The 16,279-nt window shown below is 60.8% G+C and carries 15 protein-coding genes and 4 pseudogenes; 5 read left to right on the forward strand and 14 right to left on the reverse strand.

All coding sequences use genetic code 11. The features are described from left to right. Positions 1-43 precede the first annotated feature (43 nt). Positions 44-139, reverse strand: a pseudogene (locus AC1Q7Q_RS31035) (IS6 family transposase); the annotation flags it as partial. On the opposite strand from AC1Q7Q_RS31035, the pseudogene AC1Q7Q_RS31040 reads away from it, so the two are divergent. Continuing rightward, positions 136-636: pseudogene (locus AC1Q7Q_RS31040) on the forward strand (DDE-type integrase/transposase/recombinase); the annotation flags it as partial. The pseudogenes AC1Q7Q_RS31035 and AC1Q7Q_RS31040 overlap by 4 nt on opposite strands. Positions 637-775: 139 nt before the next feature. Here AC1Q7Q_RS31040 and AC1Q7Q_RS31045 read toward each other — a convergent pair. Further along, entirely contained in the window at positions 776-1,216 is a 441-nt protein-coding gene (locus AC1Q7Q_RS31045) for a hypothetical protein (RefSeq protein ID WP_492371527.1), read from the reverse strand. Positions 1,217-1,395: 179 nt separating this feature from the next. Here AC1Q7Q_RS31045 and AC1Q7Q_RS31050 point away from each other — a divergent pair, with 179 nt between their 5' ends. Then, entirely contained in the window at positions 1,396-2,343 is a 948-nt protein-coding gene (locus tag AC1Q7Q_RS31050; RefSeq protein ID WP_492371526.1) for a hypothetical protein, read from the forward strand. Between the two features lie 158 nt (positions 2,344-2,501). Here the strand turns inward: AC1Q7Q_RS31050 and AC1Q7Q_RS31055 are convergent, their stop codons facing one another. From AC1Q7Q_RS31055 to AC1Q7Q_RS31080, 6 genes are all read right to left on the reverse strand, one after another. Continuing rightward, positions 2,502-3,554 (reverse strand): hypothetical protein, encoded by a 1,053-nt coding sequence (locus AC1Q7Q_RS31055; protein WP_492371525.1) that lies wholly within the window; start codon positions 3,552-3,554, stop codon positions 2,502-2,504. 102 nt (positions 3,555-3,656) lie between these two features. Next, a complete protein-coding gene (locus AC1Q7Q_RS31060) occupies positions 3,657-4,190 on the reverse strand; it encodes a hypothetical protein (protein WP_492371524.1) in 534 nt (177 codons plus the stop codon). Then, entirely contained in the window at positions 4,187-4,642 is a 456-nt protein-coding gene (locus AC1Q7Q_RS31065) for a helix-turn-helix domain-containing protein (protein ID WP_492371523.1), read from the reverse strand. The genes AC1Q7Q_RS31060 and AC1Q7Q_RS31065 overlap by 4 nt, the downstream gene beginning before the upstream one ends. After that, complete coding sequence (locus tag AC1Q7Q_RS31070) at positions 4,632-4,994, reverse strand: type II toxin-antitoxin system RelE/ParE family toxin (protein WP_492371522.1); 363 nt, start codon at positions 4,992-4,994, stop codon at positions 4,632-4,634. The genes AC1Q7Q_RS31065 and AC1Q7Q_RS31070 overlap by 11 nt, the downstream gene beginning before the upstream one ends. 400 nt (positions 4,995-5,394) lie before the next feature. Next, entirely contained in the window at positions 5,395-5,700 is a 306-nt protein-coding gene (locus AC1Q7Q_RS31075) for an H-NS histone family protein (RefSeq protein WP_492371521.1), read from the reverse strand. A 167-nt stretch (positions 5,701-5,867) separates the two neighbouring features. Continuing rightward, positions 5,868-6,929 carry a DNA-binding protein gene (locus tag AC1Q7Q_RS31080; RefSeq protein ID WP_492371520.1) on the reverse strand — a complete coding sequence of 354 codons (1,062 nt, stop codon included), beginning with the start codon at positions 6,927-6,929 and terminating at the stop codon, positions 5,868-5,870. A gap of 144 nt (positions 6,930-7,073) precedes the next feature. Here AC1Q7Q_RS31080 and AC1Q7Q_RS31085 point away from each other — a divergent pair, with 144 nt between their 5' ends. Continuing rightward, on the forward strand, positions 7,074-8,300 hold the full coding sequence (locus AC1Q7Q_RS31085; RefSeq protein ID WP_492371519.1) for a tyrosine-type recombinase/integrase: 1,227 nt from the start codon (positions 7,074-7,076) through the stop codon (positions 8,298-8,300). Between the two features lie 274 nt (positions 8,301-8,574). After that, positions 8,575-9,621 carry a GGDEF domain-containing protein gene (locus tag AC1Q7Q_RS31090; RefSeq protein WP_492371518.1) on the forward strand — a complete coding sequence of 349 codons (1,047 nt, stop codon included), beginning with the start codon at positions 8,575-8,577 and terminating at the stop codon, positions 9,619-9,621. Positions 9,622-9,738: 117 nt separating this feature from the next. On the opposite strand, the pseudogene AC1Q7Q_RS31095 reads toward AC1Q7Q_RS31090, so the two are convergent. Further along, positions 9,739-10,047 (reverse strand): annotated as a pseudogene (locus AC1Q7Q_RS31095) (LysR family transcriptional regulator); the annotation flags it as partial. A 120-nt stretch (positions 10,048-10,167) separates the two neighbouring features. Further along, complete coding sequence (locus AC1Q7Q_RS31100; RefSeq protein ID WP_492371517.1) at positions 10,168-10,974, reverse strand: crotonase/enoyl-CoA hydratase family protein; 807 nt, start codon at positions 10,972-10,974, stop codon at positions 10,168-10,170. Positions 10,975-11,206: 232 nt separating this feature from the next. On the opposite strand from AC1Q7Q_RS31100, the pseudogene AC1Q7Q_RS31105 reads away from it, so the two are divergent. Beyond that, positions 11,207-11,320: pseudogene (locus tag AC1Q7Q_RS31105) on the forward strand (CoA transferase); the annotation flags it as partial. Between the two features lie 450 nt (positions 11,321-11,770). Here the strand turns inward: AC1Q7Q_RS31105 and AC1Q7Q_RS31110 are convergent. From AC1Q7Q_RS31110 to AC1Q7Q_RS31125, 4 genes are all read right to left on the reverse strand, one after another. Then, positions 11,771-12,808 (reverse strand): 2-dehydropantoate 2-reductase, encoded by a 1,038-nt coding sequence (locus AC1Q7Q_RS31110; protein WP_492371516.1) that lies wholly within the window; start codon positions 12,806-12,808, stop codon positions 11,771-11,773. A gap of 12 nt (positions 12,809-12,820) precedes the next feature. After that, complete coding sequence (locus AC1Q7Q_RS31115) at positions 12,821-13,597, reverse strand: class II aldolase/adducin family protein (protein WP_492371515.1); 777 nt, start codon at positions 13,595-13,597, stop codon at positions 12,821-12,823. Positions 13,598-13,648: 51 nt separating this feature from the next. Next, the gene (locus tag AC1Q7Q_RS31120; RefSeq protein ID WP_492371514.1) at positions 13,649-14,614 is read right to left on the reverse strand and encodes a tripartite tricarboxylate transporter substrate-binding protein; all 966 of its coding nucleotides are present in this window, start codon (positions 14,612-14,614) and stop codon (positions 13,649-13,651) included. Between the two features lie 176 nt (positions 14,615-14,790). After that, positions 14,791-16,131, reverse strand: a complete 1,341-nt coding sequence (locus AC1Q7Q_RS31125; protein WP_492371513.1) for an MFS transporter — start codon at positions 16,129-16,131, stop codon at positions 14,791-14,793. Between the last annotated feature and the right edge of the window lie 148 nt (positions 16,132-16,279).

Genomic DNA, 16,279 nt, shown 5'->3' on the forward strand with positions numbered 1-16,279 from the left:
GTTGAAGGTCTCGGGCAGCAACATTGGCAGGCGGCGTTCCTACTCAGAAGGCAGCGGACGGATTTTTGGCGATGCCAGTGAAAATACGCCACGAATCGAACCGCGCGGCAAGCTGCTTGCGATAAAGCGAAGCGCGTACGCGAGCAGCCGGAGCCCTTGGCAGTGCCACAGTCGTGGAATGAAAGCTGGTCCATAGACTTCATGCACGACCAACTGGCCGACGGCCGCAGCATCCGGCTGTTCAACGTTATCGACGACTTCAACTGTGAAGGGCTGTGTATCGACGTGGACTTCTCGCTGCCATCGCCGCGGGTGATCCGTTCCCTGGATCAGATTATCGAGTGGCGGGGCAAGCCGCAGGCGATCCGATGCGACAACGGCCCGGAATACGTCAGCGAAGCGCTGAAGGACTGGGCCGGCAAGCGAGGAATCAAGCTGCAGTTCATCCAGCCAGGCAGGCCGCAGCAGAGTGCTTACATCGAGCGGTACAACCGGACCGTCAGGCATGACTGGCTGGTGCACTACTTGTTCGACACCGTTGCCGAGGTTCAAGACTACGCCACCAGATGGTTGTGGTCTTGCAATCACGAGCGCCCGAATATGGCGCTCGGCGGCATTACCTTGAAACAACGATAGGCCATCACGGCCTAGCCTCTACTTCCAACGACCGCTAGAAATGGGGGGAATACCGTGGCCACCCGCCCCGGCGCGGCTTTTCCACAGGCTTGTCCCCTCGCGCGGTGGATAAATGCCATCCGACGCCTCGGCGTCCCCCTCAGGCCGCCCCAGGCTTGAACTTGGTCCGTGTCGCCGGCGCCCGGCGCCTGGGCGATACCAGGCGGCGCGTGGCCGTGGCTTCCGCATCGGCCCGCTCGGCCCGCCGCACTGCCGTCTCCAGTTCCGCCCGCAGCTCGTCTTGGGCCGCCTGCCCGCGCCGGAGCGCCTGCTCGACCTCCGCCAGTTGCCGGCTGAGCGTATCGCGCTCGGCCTGCAGCCGCGCCCGCGCCTCCGCGCCGGCTACGGCGGCCTCCTGCGCCCTCGCCTGCCCGGCCGCCAGTTCGGCGCGCAGATCCGCCACCGCCTGCTCGCCCTTCTGGGGGTGATCGTCCTTTTGCTGCAGATTGATACGGTGACCGTCCGGAAAGCCGCTCGCAGCAAGGCTTTCCGACCTCCCCTTTATCGAGAATGTCGACTTTTTCGCAAGTCGTTGATTCACAGGAAATTCGGGAGCCCGACCGTATCAATTTGCAGCAAAAGGACGATCACCCCAGAGACCACAACGGCTGTGGCGCGTCGCTTGACGGAGAGGAAGAGGCAAAATAAATACAGCTGGCGTGGGGTTGAACAATGGCGGCACCAGACGGAACATCACGGATTGTTCCTGCTCCGACAACCATGGAAAAAACCGCCATCAGTTTCCTTGTCCCGCTGCTTGCCGGCTTCATCACCGCAGTGGCGACTTTCGTCAAGTTGGTCAATGACAAGGAAAGCAAGGTCACCCAGTTCCGCCAGCAATGGACCGACTCTGCCAGACAGGCCATGGCAACCTTGCTGTCACAGATTCGCAGCTATTGCGAACTGGCTATCGACCTCGTTGCCCTAGGAAACCAAAACTCGCGAAGCGCAAAGGCCTGGCTAGAACTGAAGCCAAAGACCGACGAAGCTCAAACGGTTTCGGACAGTCCGGAAGCCAAAATGGTCGAGATGGAGTACCAAGCTCAGACCAATGCTCGCGAGGAAATCTTTGACGCTCTCCGAGAGCACCGAGCGGTTATTCACAATTCTTACGCCCTAGCAAAGCTTCATTTCAAGCCGGATGACCCAGACTTTCCACACTTCCAAGCGAAAATTGACCAAGCTCTCGCTCTTCTGGAAGCATGGAAGCGCAGCGAAGAAAGGAACGCAGATACTCTCCGCGCGAGCGTGTCCGTGCTCGTCACGGAAGCTGAGGCTATCGGCCGAACACTTTTGAAGAAGGAGTGGGAGACCATCAAGGGCGGGGAACCGTCATATCAGAAGACAAAGGTCTGGGCAAAGGTGGGCGGGATTGTCGGAGCCGTTCTCTTGCTGGTACTTTTCGCCGTATCTGGCATAATGGCTTTGTTGGAACATAAGGAACAGGCGGTTCGCACAGAACTTGGTAAGTCGACAAAGTCAGGCGAGCATGAGAAGCTATCCGATGCCTCTTCCCAGCGATTTGATAAATCCTGTCCGTCAACGCCCGCTCAACTCACTATCGTCCAGCAGAACAGGGATGGTGGGGAGAGCAAAGAGTACGTGCGCGACTCAACTCCAGTAGTGCAAAAGAACTATAGGCCTCTTCGTTGCACACCCGTCAAGTGAGCCAACGCGCCGCGGCGACCAGGTAAGCCGCATCACCATGAGACCTTAGCACTTAGGCAGTGCACGGCCGGCAACTGAAGTTCCATGTGCAACTTGCAGTCGCCTCTGGAGCACTCACGATTCGAGGGCTCCAGCGCATTGACTAGAGCGCACTTTCTTCAGGAAGTAGGAAGCATGCTGCCTGGTGGCGCCGGCCACATGGCCTGATGTACTAAGAAGAGCGTCCGCAGGACATACCCGAGCACGTCCTTAATCTCATCTGCCGTTACCCGAACTTCGCGACCGTACCTGTCGCCGCTCTCTGCGCGCTGGATGTACTGCCGGTCCACCACGCCGAGATTATGTGTAATGGGATGGCGCTTCTCGAACGCGGCGCCGAGTTCATCCCACGGCACGTTCTCCAACGGCACCACACCTAGCACCCTGGCAAGAACCTTTTTCGTCCGCTCGATGTTCTGAAACGCGTTACCTTTGCCAAAGATTTCGTCGACGCCCTTCGAATCGTGGCCCAGCCCCTCAAGAAATCGACGAGTCATCGCTTTCATAGCCGCCTCGAAAATTGACACGGCGTCCTCCAGGCAGTTCTCAAGGTCCTTTGCTGCAACCCTTCGGCCGAGCTCTCGCTCTCGCCGGCCAATGTCTCCGACCATGCGATCCACGACGTTGAGCTCGCCTTCAATATGCGTAAGAAAGATGTCCTTGCCGCAATCCGAACACCAGGCAGCGAGCCCAAATACCGTCTGGTCAAGCGCGCAATGCGGACAAATGACATCCCGCCTAACTTCATCTTCCAATGGCGGACGCACACTGGGTATGGGCGATGACTTAACACTCATCTCCATTGAGATAAGCCCACCACCGAACTTGCGACGCCCTGAGGCACCTAAGTCCAAGGCGTCGCGAAGCATACTATTGACGCCAGCACGAACCTCATTGAGCACGAGCTCCTTGGCGTAACGGGCTTGCTCCTGTGTATGAAACTCACTTGTCCCTGCCTCCCTGCGGCAATAGGGACAGTACATGGACTGCTGGTCGGACAGGCCGGTACCAAGCTTTACTTTAAAATAACCAGGCGAACATTCTGTGTTCGGGCATTCACGCGCCGCACGGCCCGCGTCATCGGGCGGAAGCGTAATCGTTGCCTCATATCTGTCCGCGCCTGCATTCCGGATATTGAGAGCCCCGCCCGGCCGGATGATGTCACGACTCATTTCGCATTTGCCTCCAAAGCCTTAGACGCGGAAGCGCTTGAATCTTCGTTCCGTTTTTCGTAGTCGAGCGTGCTCCGCCTATTTATCAGGGCTTCGTTTGCTTCATTTCTTCTTGGGCTGATGTGTCTTGGGAACCCGATAGGATGGAATTGTCGGAATCGGTACCTGGAATCGCATCGCCAGATCTTGCGCGAACTGTCGGTAGTACGGCCAGAGGTGGTAGGGCATATTGTGCGAAGCGAACTCCGCAACACCGTCTTGCGGTAGGTCATCCGGCTGGACGTCCATAACCGCGTACTCCACCGCAAAGTCTGCTTGCAAGTCAAAGATGACATCATCGTCATTAAGATCATCAGCGTCGCCAGGCACGCCTGCGTCGCTCATGCGAACAATGCGGGTTCGCGTGCAAACAATGAACTTCATGAAGTTCGTACGCTTGGCGCTCTCATCGCCTTCGTCGCCCGGAAAAGCAATCTCCGCAACGGAGATATCACCCGTTGTCCAATTGACGCGAGTGAAACTTCCGAAGACCTGTCGCCGATCAAACCATTGCGCAACCTTGGCTTCCACCTTCGTCGGATAGGCAGCCTGGATATGCAAATGGGGTAGAACCTTTTCGAGAAGTCGCTGATTCATGCTGTGAGGCGTTGTCCAACAGCGGTTGCCATATTGCACCGTTCAACACCGGAGGTGTAACTATCGTTCGCGCACTTCACCAATTGAAACTTGCGGCTGCGAACAACGACTCCTTGGTTGGGAGTGGCATCATCTATCCCACTGGTTACACTAAACGATTGCCGACCAATCACATTGGAATTGCGCTCCAGTCTGATTTCAAGATGCATATCCAAGGCATGGGCGACTTCGGACGCCGTCGCAATGGTGACGTTGTGGCCACCCTTAAAAAGCCGACTCAGAAACGATGGCTTCTTTCCCATTTTCTCGGCCAGAGCCTTTTGCGTAAGCTCGGACTTCTTCATTGTCTCGACGAGTTGTCGAGAAAGCTCGAGCAGCGCTCGTTCTGTCCAATACTCATGAGATTGCCGTGCCCGCTGGAATGCATCCTTGTAGCGGTTGCTAATCTTCATCTTCCTCTCCATCGAGATACTTGAGGGTACCGTTCTGCTTGGCTTTCTGATACTCGGCGTACAGAGCCTGCGCCGCCTTGATCAGGGTTTTGGGAGTCTTCCCAGACTTACCACCAGCCTTGTAGAACAACTTCGAAAGAACAATCACTTTGCCCGCGTCGTAGAAGTAGAGCAAGCGCAGTGTCCCGGTCACATCAAACTGCCAGATCTTCGGATCGTCGCCCACGTGGTGCGTGCGGTTCTCCGCGAAGACCTCCGGACCATGCTCCGCCACGTGCTCAAGAAAGGCAGCGCAGCGGTCAAAGTCACCAGCTTTCATTTCGGCAAGGACGCCATCACCCCGAGCGGTCATGCACTCGTACACGGTCCACGTGTGTTGGATAACGGCGGCTATTTGCAAGATATTAACTTATAAGTGAATTTTCAAGGGGAGAAAAGTATCACACTCTGTGCCCGTACCCCAAAAGGTTTAGGTGAAAAGTGCTCTTTGATGTATATCATACAGTCAACTTCTTCAAAACTGCGCTCTGGGCTGCGCGCCAAGATAAGGGAAATCCACTATCACAAGGGATGCGGCCGACGGCAGATCCGCTGTTGCCGCGGTCAGATGGGTATCCCCCCTGTCCGTCCCTAGTCAGCCCTTCGGTGTTGCGATAGCAGACCGCCGGCGGTGGCGGTGTCGCCGTCGCCTACAGAGCACTTTGCCTAATCTGCCGGTGTGGGTAATCGTCAAAAATCCGCCACACCGCCAGCTAACCGACTGTTTTCAAATCGGAACTCGCCTTCACGGCGCGCCCCGTGACTCCCGCACTGGACACCCGGAAATGTTCCACCGTCTGCCCGGCGTGGACCGCCCGCTGCAGCCAGTCCGGCATGGCGCCGCGGCCGTCCCAGCCCTGCCCGTGCGCGTTGCGGTAGCACGCCGCCCCCGGCGATGGGATCGGTGCTGGCTCGGCAAAACAGCCGGTGGCCTGCAGTTGGGCCAGAGTCAGGCCATGCTGGGCCATCTGGATGCGAATCCAGGTGATCGCTTGTGCGCGCTCGATTTCAATCGACATGGTGTAGGTGAACCGATTCGGGGAGACGCCGGATTCCGCGTCGCCCTCTTTGCTTAAATTTTAATCAACGCCAACGGCGCCGCTGGCCACCCGCCCCGGCGCGGCTTTTCCACAGGCTTGTCCCCTCGCGCGGTGGATAAATGCCGTCCGACGCCTCGGCGTCCCCCTCAGGCCGCCCCAGGCTTGAACTTGGTCCGTGTCGCCGGCGCCCGGCGCCTGGGCGATACCAGGCGGCGCGTGGCTGTGGCTTGCGCATCGGCCCGCTCGGCCCGCCGCACTGCCGTCTCCAGTTCCGCCCGCAGCCCGTCTTGGGCCACCTGCCCGCGCCGGAGCGCCTGCTCGGCCTCCGCCAGTTGCCGGCTGAGCGTGTCGCGCTCGGCTAACAGGCGCGCCCGCGCCTCCGCGCCGGCCACGGCGGCGTCTTGCGCCCTCGCCTGCATGGCCGCCAGCTCGGTGCGCAGGTCCGCGACCACCTGCTCGGCCTTCTGCCGCAGCGTGCGCTCCTGGTCGATTTCGCGCAGCGCGCGGCGCTCGGTGGCCGTCGCGCGTTCCTGCGCCACGGCCACCTGCTCGCGGGTGCGCTCCAGGTCCGCCGAGAACTGCGTATGCATTTCGCCCAGCTGCCGCTCCAGCGCCTCGATCTGACGCCGGCCCTCCTCCTGGCGCGCCTGCGCGGCCGCGTGGGCCTGGCGCTCGGCGTCCAGCTCCCCCTGTAGCGCCGCGCCGGCCCGCTGGGCGGCGTCGAGCCCGGCCTGTACGGCGGCTTTCTCCTGCTCGACTACGACCAGCGCGGCCCGCGCCTGGTCGCGCTGCGCCTCCGCCTCGCTCGCCTGCAGCCGCGCCTCTGCCCGCAGCGCGGCCAGCTCGCCGCTAGCGGCCTCGTTGGCGGCCTGCCAGATCGACTGCACGGCGTCGGCCGCGATCGCCTTGAGCGCATCCGGCAGCCCGGGCTGGTCAATGGTCACGCGCATCTTGCCGCGCAAATCCTGCCAGAACTGCGCCAGCACCTCGGTCGGCGTGCCCATGCTGCCCTTGCGCACCAGCCCGTAGAGCTTGTTGGCGGTGGGGGTGATGCCATACCTGAAGAACAGCAAGGCGCAGACCTCGCGGTAGAGCGTGCGAGTCTCGGGGAACTGCGCACGCAGCGCGGCCACGTCGGCGGCGAGCTGGGCCTCTGGGGCGGCGTCGCCAGGCGTGGGCGGCGGGTGATCGAGCGGGCTGGCGGTCATGTTCTACGTGGAACGTTCGTGGAGTTTTCTATTATATTACTACGTAATACGTTAATTTACTGAATAAATCGTCAAATCTTTAGACATAAATGTCATTCTGTCTATAATTACGGCTACACTTACGCCATGATGCCCGACGCACCGATGGAACCCACCCCGCTTCCCCACGCTGCCTTCACTGCCCTGCCGGCCACCCCGATCGAGCGCCTGGCCCTGCCCGCCGCGCTCTCCGGCGCCGCCGGCAGCAACCGGGCGCGCGGCGGCACCCCGCAGATCTCGGCCGCCGACGATCTGGCCGCCGTCACCGCCTGGCTCGCCCGCTATACCGACACGCCGGCCACCCTGCAGACCTATCGGCGCGAGGTCGAGCGCTTGCTGCTGTGGGCCGTCCTGCAGCACGGCAAGCCGCTGTCGTCGCTCACCCATGAGGATCTGCTGCTGTACGAGCGTTTCCTGGCCGATCCCCAGCCCGCCTGGCGCTGGGTCATGGCGTCGCGCAAGAAGCTCGCGCGCGGCGCGCCGGACTGGCGGCCGTTCGCCGGCCCGCTCTCCCCGGCCAGCGCGCGGCATGCGATGGTGATCCTCAATACGCTGTTCGCCTGGCTGGTGGACGCCGGCTACCTCGCCGGCAACCCACTGTCCCTAGCACGCAGCCGGCGCGGCCAGTCCAAGCCGCGGGTCACGCGCTACCTGAGCCACGAGATGTGGCAGGTGGTCAAGGACACCATCGAGGCGATGCCGGGGACGATCGACAGTGCGACCGAGCGCGACCGCCTGCACGCCGCGCGCTGCCGCTGGCTCTTCACGGTGCTGTATCTTGGCGGCCTGCGTGCGGCCGAAGTGGCCGAGACCCGGATGGGCGCGTTCTTTTGCCGGCGCGACCGGGAGGGCGTCGAGCGCTGGTGGCTGGAGGTGACTGGCAAGGGCAACAAGACGCGGCTGGTACCAGCCACCGGCGAGCTGATGGTGGAGCTGGCGCGCTATCGCAGCGCTCACGGCCTGTCGCCGATGCCATTGCCCGGTGAGGAGCGCCCGATCGTGCTGCCGATCATCGGCAAGGAAAAGCCCTTGTCACGCGGCGCGCTGCATCTGGTGCTGAAGGAGGTGTTCGGGATGGCCGCCGCGCGCCTGCGCGCGCGTGGCCCCGAGTGGGAAAGCCGGGCCGCAGTGCTGGCCAGCGCGTCGGCGCACTGGCTGCGTCATACCGCGGGGTCGCATATGACGGACCAGCAGGTGGACCTGCGTTTCGTGCGGGACAATTTCGGGCACGCTTCCATCTCGACCACTAGCGCCTACCTGCACACCGAAGACGATGCGCGGCATGAGGCCACGCAGGAACGGCACCGGATCGGGTGGACGCGCGAAACGTGACGGGCGGCCCGCATGCCTGCTTTGGTCAATGCCCCGCCGCGGCGTTGGCGAAACAAGGCTACAGTGTAGCGCGTCTTCTTTGGACTCCAGACCGACTTCTCGAACGGCATCGATAGCCACTGAAGCGGGCTGATCGACGTAAAAATGCGTCTCGAAACCGAGCGGACGCCGAAGCCGCGAACGGCAGGATAGCCGGTCCAGCCCCCTTCAGGAACCGGCACAAGCTGTCGTTAATACAATCAGCGTCACTACAGCAACTGCAAGCACAACCAGCATGACCTGCCACGATAACCCGGAGAGCACGCTACAGGCCGCCTTCTTGCGGCATCAAGAAACCGTTGCCCAGCCGAACCGTGTGTTCGGTGACGACGACAGTGCCGTATACCGAACCCTGCTGGAATCGACCAAAGCCATCCCCTGGAGAATCGACTGGGCGACTATGGAATTCGTCTACATCGGTCCGCAGATCGAAGCACTCTTGGGCTGGGCGCCGTCGACCTGGAGGAACGTCAACGATTGGGCCGAGCGTATGCATCCGGACGACCGCACAGCGGTGGTCGAGTTTTGCGTCGCACAGTCGCAGGCGGGCACAGATCACGAAGCCGACTATCGCGCGCTCACGCGCGACGGCGGATACATATGGTTGCGCGACGTCGTGCACGTCGTGCGCAACGCCAACGGCGATGTCGATTCACTGATCGGCTTTATGTTCGACATCAGCGAGCGCAAGCGCACCGAGGAAAAGCTCGCGCAACTGCAGAAGGAACTCGAACACCTTTCGTTCAGAGACAGCCTGACGGGAGTAGGCAACCGCCGCATGTTCAACAGCGTGATGGAACGCGAATGGGCGACAGCGAAAGAAGACGGCAAGCCGCTGTCGTTAATCATGATTGATATCGACTTCTTCAAGTCGTACAACGATTACTACGGCCACCTGCAGGGGGACGAATGTCTGAAGCGGATCGCCCGCCTGCTGGGCGAAGTGGCCGGCCCGGGCAATGTGCTTGTCCGCTTCGGCGGCGAGGAATTCTTGCTGGTGTTGGCCGACACCGATGCGGAGGCCGCTGTGAGAATCGCCGAACGCTGCCGCGCTTTTATCGCGGAGGAAGCGATTGCGCATGTGCGCTCGCCGTACAACCAGTGCGTGACGGCGAGCTTCGGCGTCGGCACGATCGTGCCGACTGAGCGCATGGACCCGACCGCGTTCCTCAACCTAGTCGACGCGCAGTTGTATCACGCAAAGGACAATGGCCGAAATCGCATTTCCTGCGTCGATCGCGCGGGTATGCTGGGGGAATCGTTCAAGTTACATTCGCGCTGAAATATGCCCGTCCGCCTCTAACGTAGATACTGGCTGAAGCAAAAGCAAGTCAAGGCCGCGCCACGGGCCAAGACGCGTCGCGCCCCCCTAACTAAGGCTTCAGCCCGCCCGACTATAATAGGTCGCCGAGCCGACGAAGCCTACGTGTAACGTCCCCGCTATGCCGGCGGCAGCGGCGTTTACGGACGCTCGGAACTGCTCGGCATGGAACAGCACGCGCCGCGCCTCGGCCAGCGCCACTTCGCCGCTAGGCGTCAGCGCCACGCCGCGCGGGTCGCGGGTGAAGAGCGTAACACCAAGCTCGGCCTCCAGCTTCTGGATCGAGACCGTCAGCGCGGGTTGGGCGATGTGCAGCCGCTCGGCGGCGTGGCGAAAGTTGAGGGTTTCGGGCAATATCACAAAATGCCGGATGCGTCGGAGGTCCATGACTGGGGAGAAAAGCCGCGAAGGGAATCGCCAAGCCCGCATGTTATCCGTCGCCCGCCCGTCCGTCCTGCTTACGCTGTCGGCGCGGCGTTCCGACTTGGCCGTTCCCATCGTGCCGGATCAGCTGCCGGTGAAGCACGGCTTGCGCTTCTGCAGGAACGCCGACACCGCCTCGCGATGGTCCGCCGTCTGGTGCGACAGGGCCTGGAAGCTCGCCGACAGCTCCAGCAGCGTGTCGAGCCGCGTATGCATCCCCTCGCGCAGCAGCCGCTTGGCCATGCGCACCGCGTGCGGCGGATTGGCCGCCACGGCCTCGGCCAACTCGTTGGCTGCGGCAAGCAACTGATCGGCTGGAACCACCTGTGACACGAGGTTCCACTCCAGAGCCTTGCGGGCATCGATGGGGCGCGCCGTGAACGTCATTTTCGCCGCCCGCGACAGGCCAATGATGCGCGGCAGCAGCCAGGCCCCACCGTCGCCCGGGATGATGCCCAGTTTGACGAAGCTCTCGGCGAACAGCGCATTCTCCGACGCAATGCGTATGTCGCACGTGCAGGCCAGGTCAAGGCCCGCCCCCATGGCCGGTCCGTTGACGGCGGCGATCACCGGCACTTCGAGATTGAACAGCGCCAGCAGCAGACGCTGAATACCGCGTCGGTAGTCGTGCCGGATCTCCATACCCGGCACCGCGCCGGACGCCTGGCGCTCCATGTCGTTGATGCTGCCGCCGGACGAGAACGCCGTGCCCGCGCCGGTGATGATCACAGCGCGCACGCTGGCGTCGGACTCGATGCGGTCGATGGCGTCGAGGAATTCGTCCACCGCTGTATTGCCTGTCAACGGATTGCGCCGCTGCGGCTCGTTCAACATCAGCGTGACGACGTGGCCCCGCTGTTCATAACGGAGGAACTTGGGCGTGACGGACATCGGCGTCTCCTTTTGTCTGTGTCTGGTCCTGGCTGCAAAGGCTAAAGAAAACGCCGTGCGCTGTCCAATATGAAAACTGGCTTTGGCAATAGACGCTGTTTATCAACCACGAACTTCCCGGCGATACAAGCTATTTATCGCTAACTCACAATTCGATATTGGACGTCGATCCCTCAAACTCACTAACCTTACTCCTGCCGTCATATACGAGAACGCAAGGAGACCGACAAACATGAAGTCCGTGAAGTCGACGTTGGGACACATCAAGGTGCTGGACCTGACCCGCGTGCTAGCCGGCCCGTGGGCAACGCAGAACCTGGCCGACATGGGCGCCGAGGTTATCAAGACACCGGCATTTAAGGCGAAATCCTAATTGTGCACTGACCGGCCTGTGATACCGCTTTTGGGCGTGACGGCCGCTCGCCCCATTGCTTGCACCCTCCCGCCGTGCCACAACCAGCGCGCCAAAAAAGCGCCTCTTTGAGCACTGCAAAGCAGGCCATTCCACCGCAAAGGATTCACGACTGCAACGTTGACGCGCTCCGGAGCATAGTGGTTCTTCCTCGAGGCCAACTCGAAACTGACAGCGCACGGCAGTCTCCCCTGGACCGCGACAGCCGCGGCAGGGGGGCCACCAAGATCGATGCGGCGTGTTTAGGACAGAGGCCGACTTGGCCAGCTACCTCGCGTCGCTCCAGGCAGCGAGATACCAGCAAAGGGAAAGTCCTGCCACGACACCCAACTCGGCGGGCCTCAAAGAGTCCACAAGTCGCACCCTCAGGCACCGTAGCGCGGCTCAACCCTCATCCGGATATATGCCATGCATCCGCCCGTGCAGCCGAGACAAGCCGAACAGCGCATCAATGCGAGGCGTTGGAACGCCGACCAGCACCCCGATCTCTCGCACCGCGGCCAGTAGCGCGTCCAGTTCGATTTGCCTGCCAGCCTCGACATCCTGAAGCATCGATGTCTTGAACGGTCCTAAGCTCCTGCCAGCCGTCACCATGAGATCCTCCCCGCTCTGGTCAATGGCGCACCCGATCTTCGCCCCAATCGTGGATGCCTCCTCCATGCAATCGTAGATAAAGCGCATGACCAGCGGGTCGGCAAGCATTCTGTCGTAGGTGGCACCGGTCATTGCCGACACCGGGTTCGCGGTCATGTTTCCCCACAGCTTGTACCAGGCGTCCTTGCGCACATCGCTGGACTTGGCAATCTCAAAGCCGGCCCGAGTCAGAATCGCGGCCAGGCGTTCGACTGTGCCACTCATGCCGCCCATTGCCTCGCCCAATGTAAGGCGATTGCCCAAGCCCAAGCGAACAACGCCGGGAAAGGGGCAACTGCTGCTCCACATAACAACGCCACCCAAGACCCGCTCGGCTGGCATGTGTGCAGACAGAATGCCGCCCGGATCCACCGTAGACAGGCAGGTCCCTCTAAGCGGCCCGGGATGCCCGCTGAAGAACCACCATGGCACCCCATTCATGGCGGACAGAATGACTGTGTGTGGTCCCATCAGGTGCGACATAGCGCCAACAATGTCCTTCAGCGCTGTCGCCTTGACGGCAACAACAACCAAGTCCTGTGGCCCCAGTTCGCCTGCATCCGGAACCGCCCTCACCGGCGCGAGGTACGTGACAGTCTCTGCCGAGTTAGGCACTGGCTCAATAACACGCAGGCCATGCCTGCGCACGGCGTTCAGGGTGTCTCCGCGAGCAACCGAGGAAACGTCATTCCCCGCGCGCGCGAGGCGGCCTGCGATTAAGCCGCCGACGGCGCCAAGGCCAACGACCGTCACCTTCAGGGGCGATCGCTCCGGCTCTGTAGGATTCACCTTGTCCCCCAATCAAAGCCGATAGCTATCATCCAGCGCATCGAGCTTGCGTCGCATCGACGCGTAAGTCATCTCGCATACGATGGCCTCCGCCGCTCCGGCCTCCTTCTCCGTTTGCGCAAACACGGCCGACCCAAGGCGTCTGACACGCCCTGCGGCAGCCGCAGCAATCTGCACGTCACAGGCGCGTTGCAAGGTCCACAGCCACAGGAATGCCTCCTGAATGGTGCTCCCCAAACTCAACAGGCCGTGATTTCGGAGAATCACCACCTTCTTGTCGCCGATGCTGCGCAGCATCCTCTCCTGTTCCGCCGGATTGACGGTGACCCCTTCAAAGTCGTGGTACGCCACTCGACCATGGAGCTGCGCCCCATAAAAGGAGTCGTGCGACAGCCCATCCTCTAAACAGGAAACCGCACAGCCCGTCGTCGTGTGGGTGTGCATCACACAATGGGCACCGTTTACCCGCCCATGGATCGCACTGTGCGTCACGAAGCCTGCGCGATTAATGGGCTGTTGCCCCGGTCGAACCGGATGGCCGTCGATGTCAACCGCGACCAGGTTGGAGGCCGTCACTTCGTGGTACTGCAGCCCGAACGGGTTAATCAGGAAGACGCGCTCCGGCCCGGGGATTCGCAGCGTGATGTGGTTGAAGATCATCTCCGTCCAGCCCAGCATGTCGAAGATTCGATAGCAGGCAGCAAGTTCAACTCGAGCCTGCCATTCGGCGTCAGTTAGTGGAATAACAAGCTCACTTTCGCGCGCTTGTTCCTGCATATGGAGTGGCATGTTAGATCCTTATTGAAACATCGAAGTCAAATCGCGCCGCCGCCCGTCTCATCAATCGTCGGCGGAGTATCCCGTTGCTTTGACAATGGGCCCCCATCGGCTGAAATCCGCACGGACAAGATCGGTGAACTGCTTGGGCGACGCGGTGAAGACGTCATAGCCCAAACTCGACAGTCCATCGCGAACCGCTAGGCTCTGGCACGCTGCTGTGACCGCGGCATTCAGACGCTCGACTGAGGATGCCGGGGTCCTCCCCGGCACGAACATCCCAAACCATGCCTGGGATTCAAGTGCCGGATAGCCGGACTCTCTGAAGGTCGGGACATCCGCAAGAAAGCGCGAGCGCGAGGGGCTAGACACTGCCAGGATGCGAATCTTTCCGGTGGGCAGTAATGGCAGAAGCTCGCTAATTACATTGATGCAGGAGGCGATCTGTCCCCCCAACACATCCTGCGCCGCCGGCACTCCGCCACGATAAGGTGCATGCGTGTACTGCAAGCTATTGGCGCGCGCAAACATGACGCCGATGAAATGCAGCGAGGTGCCGGCTCCCGCTGAACCATAGGCTGCCAGGCTCGGATTCGCCCGGCACCACTTGGCAAAATCGAGCAGGGTCTTAACATTCGGAGGGACCATTGGCCCCACGGCGATCCCCATCGGCACAGAAGCGATTGGCGTCACGGCCTGAAAGTCGGCGATCGGGTCGTAGGGAAGCTTTCTGTAGACATGAGGGTAAATCACCATCATTGGATCCGGCGTTAGCAGGATCGTCTTCCCATCCGGTGTGGCGTTCTTGACGTCGGCGGCGGCCAAACGACCTCCGGCTCCAGCCTTGTTGTCGACGATATAGTTCCCGCCGCCTTTTTGAAGGGCGTGGGCAATGAGCCTTCCCATTGCATCGGTCGAGCCGCCGGCCGCGAATCCGACCACAATGCGCGTCACGGCGTCCTGCGCGTTGACCCCGAAGTTCGCTAGCGTCGCGCCAGTTCCGATCATGAATTGACGTCGTGTGATCATGCGGTCTTCCCCTCCTATTGTTTTCTCTGGTGTATCCCAACTATGGTTGGCATCGCCCGTGATAGCGCCAAGACCGCTCCGCGGACTGCCTGTTCCGGCGAGTTCTCGCTCCGGCTTCCTGAAGACAGAAGCCGCCGTCGCGCCAGGAGACGGTGCCTTCGAGCCGGTGCTGCGGGTCAGCCTTCTGCAGGTTTGAGGATCACCTCTTTCGCGCGCGTCCTCTCCAGGCTCCCCATGGTGATGAACAAGGCAACGCCCCCAAGAATCATCAAGGTACCCAGAACGAACAGACCGTTATCAAGCCGACCGGTCGTTGCCTTGATCCAACCGATCATGGTCGGGCTGAAGAAGCTACCCAACTGCCCGAGGCTGCTTATGACGGCGATCCCACCAGCAGCCCCTGCACCGGAGAGGTATCGTTGAGGAATTGCCCAGAAGATTGGCAGGGCGGAGAACGAGAACGTGACAGCGATGGCCAGTAACGCGAGCACGGTCGGAAGACTATCGGTGCGGAAGGCCAGCAAGAACAGCGCGATTCCGCCACACACCGTGCATGCCAGGTAGTGCCAGCGACGCTCCTGTGTCGAATCCGAGCTCTTGGAGATGAGCAGTATGCCAACTGCGCCGATCCCATAGGGAATCGCGCTCAGGTAGCCGACTTCAAATACCGTACTCGCGCCGGCACCCTTGATCACCGTTGGCAGCCAGAAGCTGATGGCCATGGTTCCGCACACCAGCGAAAAATAGACAGCGGACAGAAAGTACACCCGAACATCCTTGAGCGCATCCATCAGCGAATGGGATGCCCCGCCCAATTTACTCTTGTCCTCCTCGCTCAGGTGAAGCAACAGCGTGTCGCGCTCCTGTACGGACAGCCACGACGCCGTACGGGGACTATCCTCGATCATCCAGTAAGCCAGGATTCCGAGAATCACGGCGGGAATTCCCTCCAGGATGAACATCCATTGCCAGCCTTTGAATCCGCGCAAACCGTCGGTATTCCCCATGATCGCGCCCGAGACGATACCTCCCACCACGCCGGCCACGGCGACGCCGACGAACATCCATGATGTCACCGTGGCGCGCCGATTTGATGGAAACCAATAAGTGAGGTAGAGCACGATACCGGGAAAGAAACCAGCCTCGAACAATCCAAGCAGAAAGCGCATGGCGTAGAGTTGCCAGGGCGTGACCACGAATGCCATGCCAGCAGATACCAAGCCCCAACATGCCATGATCCGCATGAAGGTCCGGCGAGCACCAATCCGATGCAATAAGAGATTGCTAGGCACCTCAAAGAAGAAATAGCCAAGGAAGAAGATCCCTGCTCCCAGGCCGTACACCGCATCACTGAAACCCAGATCCCCTTTCATTTGCAACTGCGCGAATCCGATATTGATTCGATCGATGAAGGCAACAACGTAGGCGACAAAGAGGAAGGGGATCACGCGAAGGCTTACCTTCCGATAGAGAGCATCGTCCGCGGCACGCAAGCGACTTTTTTCTGTGGGGGTCATGGCTGTCTCCAAATGCTTCTACGTTTTAGCAGAAGTCGATTTATATTCGCCCGCTACCGATGCCATTCGGTGCGGCGATTCTTAACGCAAACTTTTGATTTCCGACCAGTGCTGAAGTTAGGATGAAGAAGAGAACGTCCTTGGTTAG

The sequence above is a fragment of the Cupriavidus sp. GW823-FHT07A04 genome, assembly GCF_058794615.1.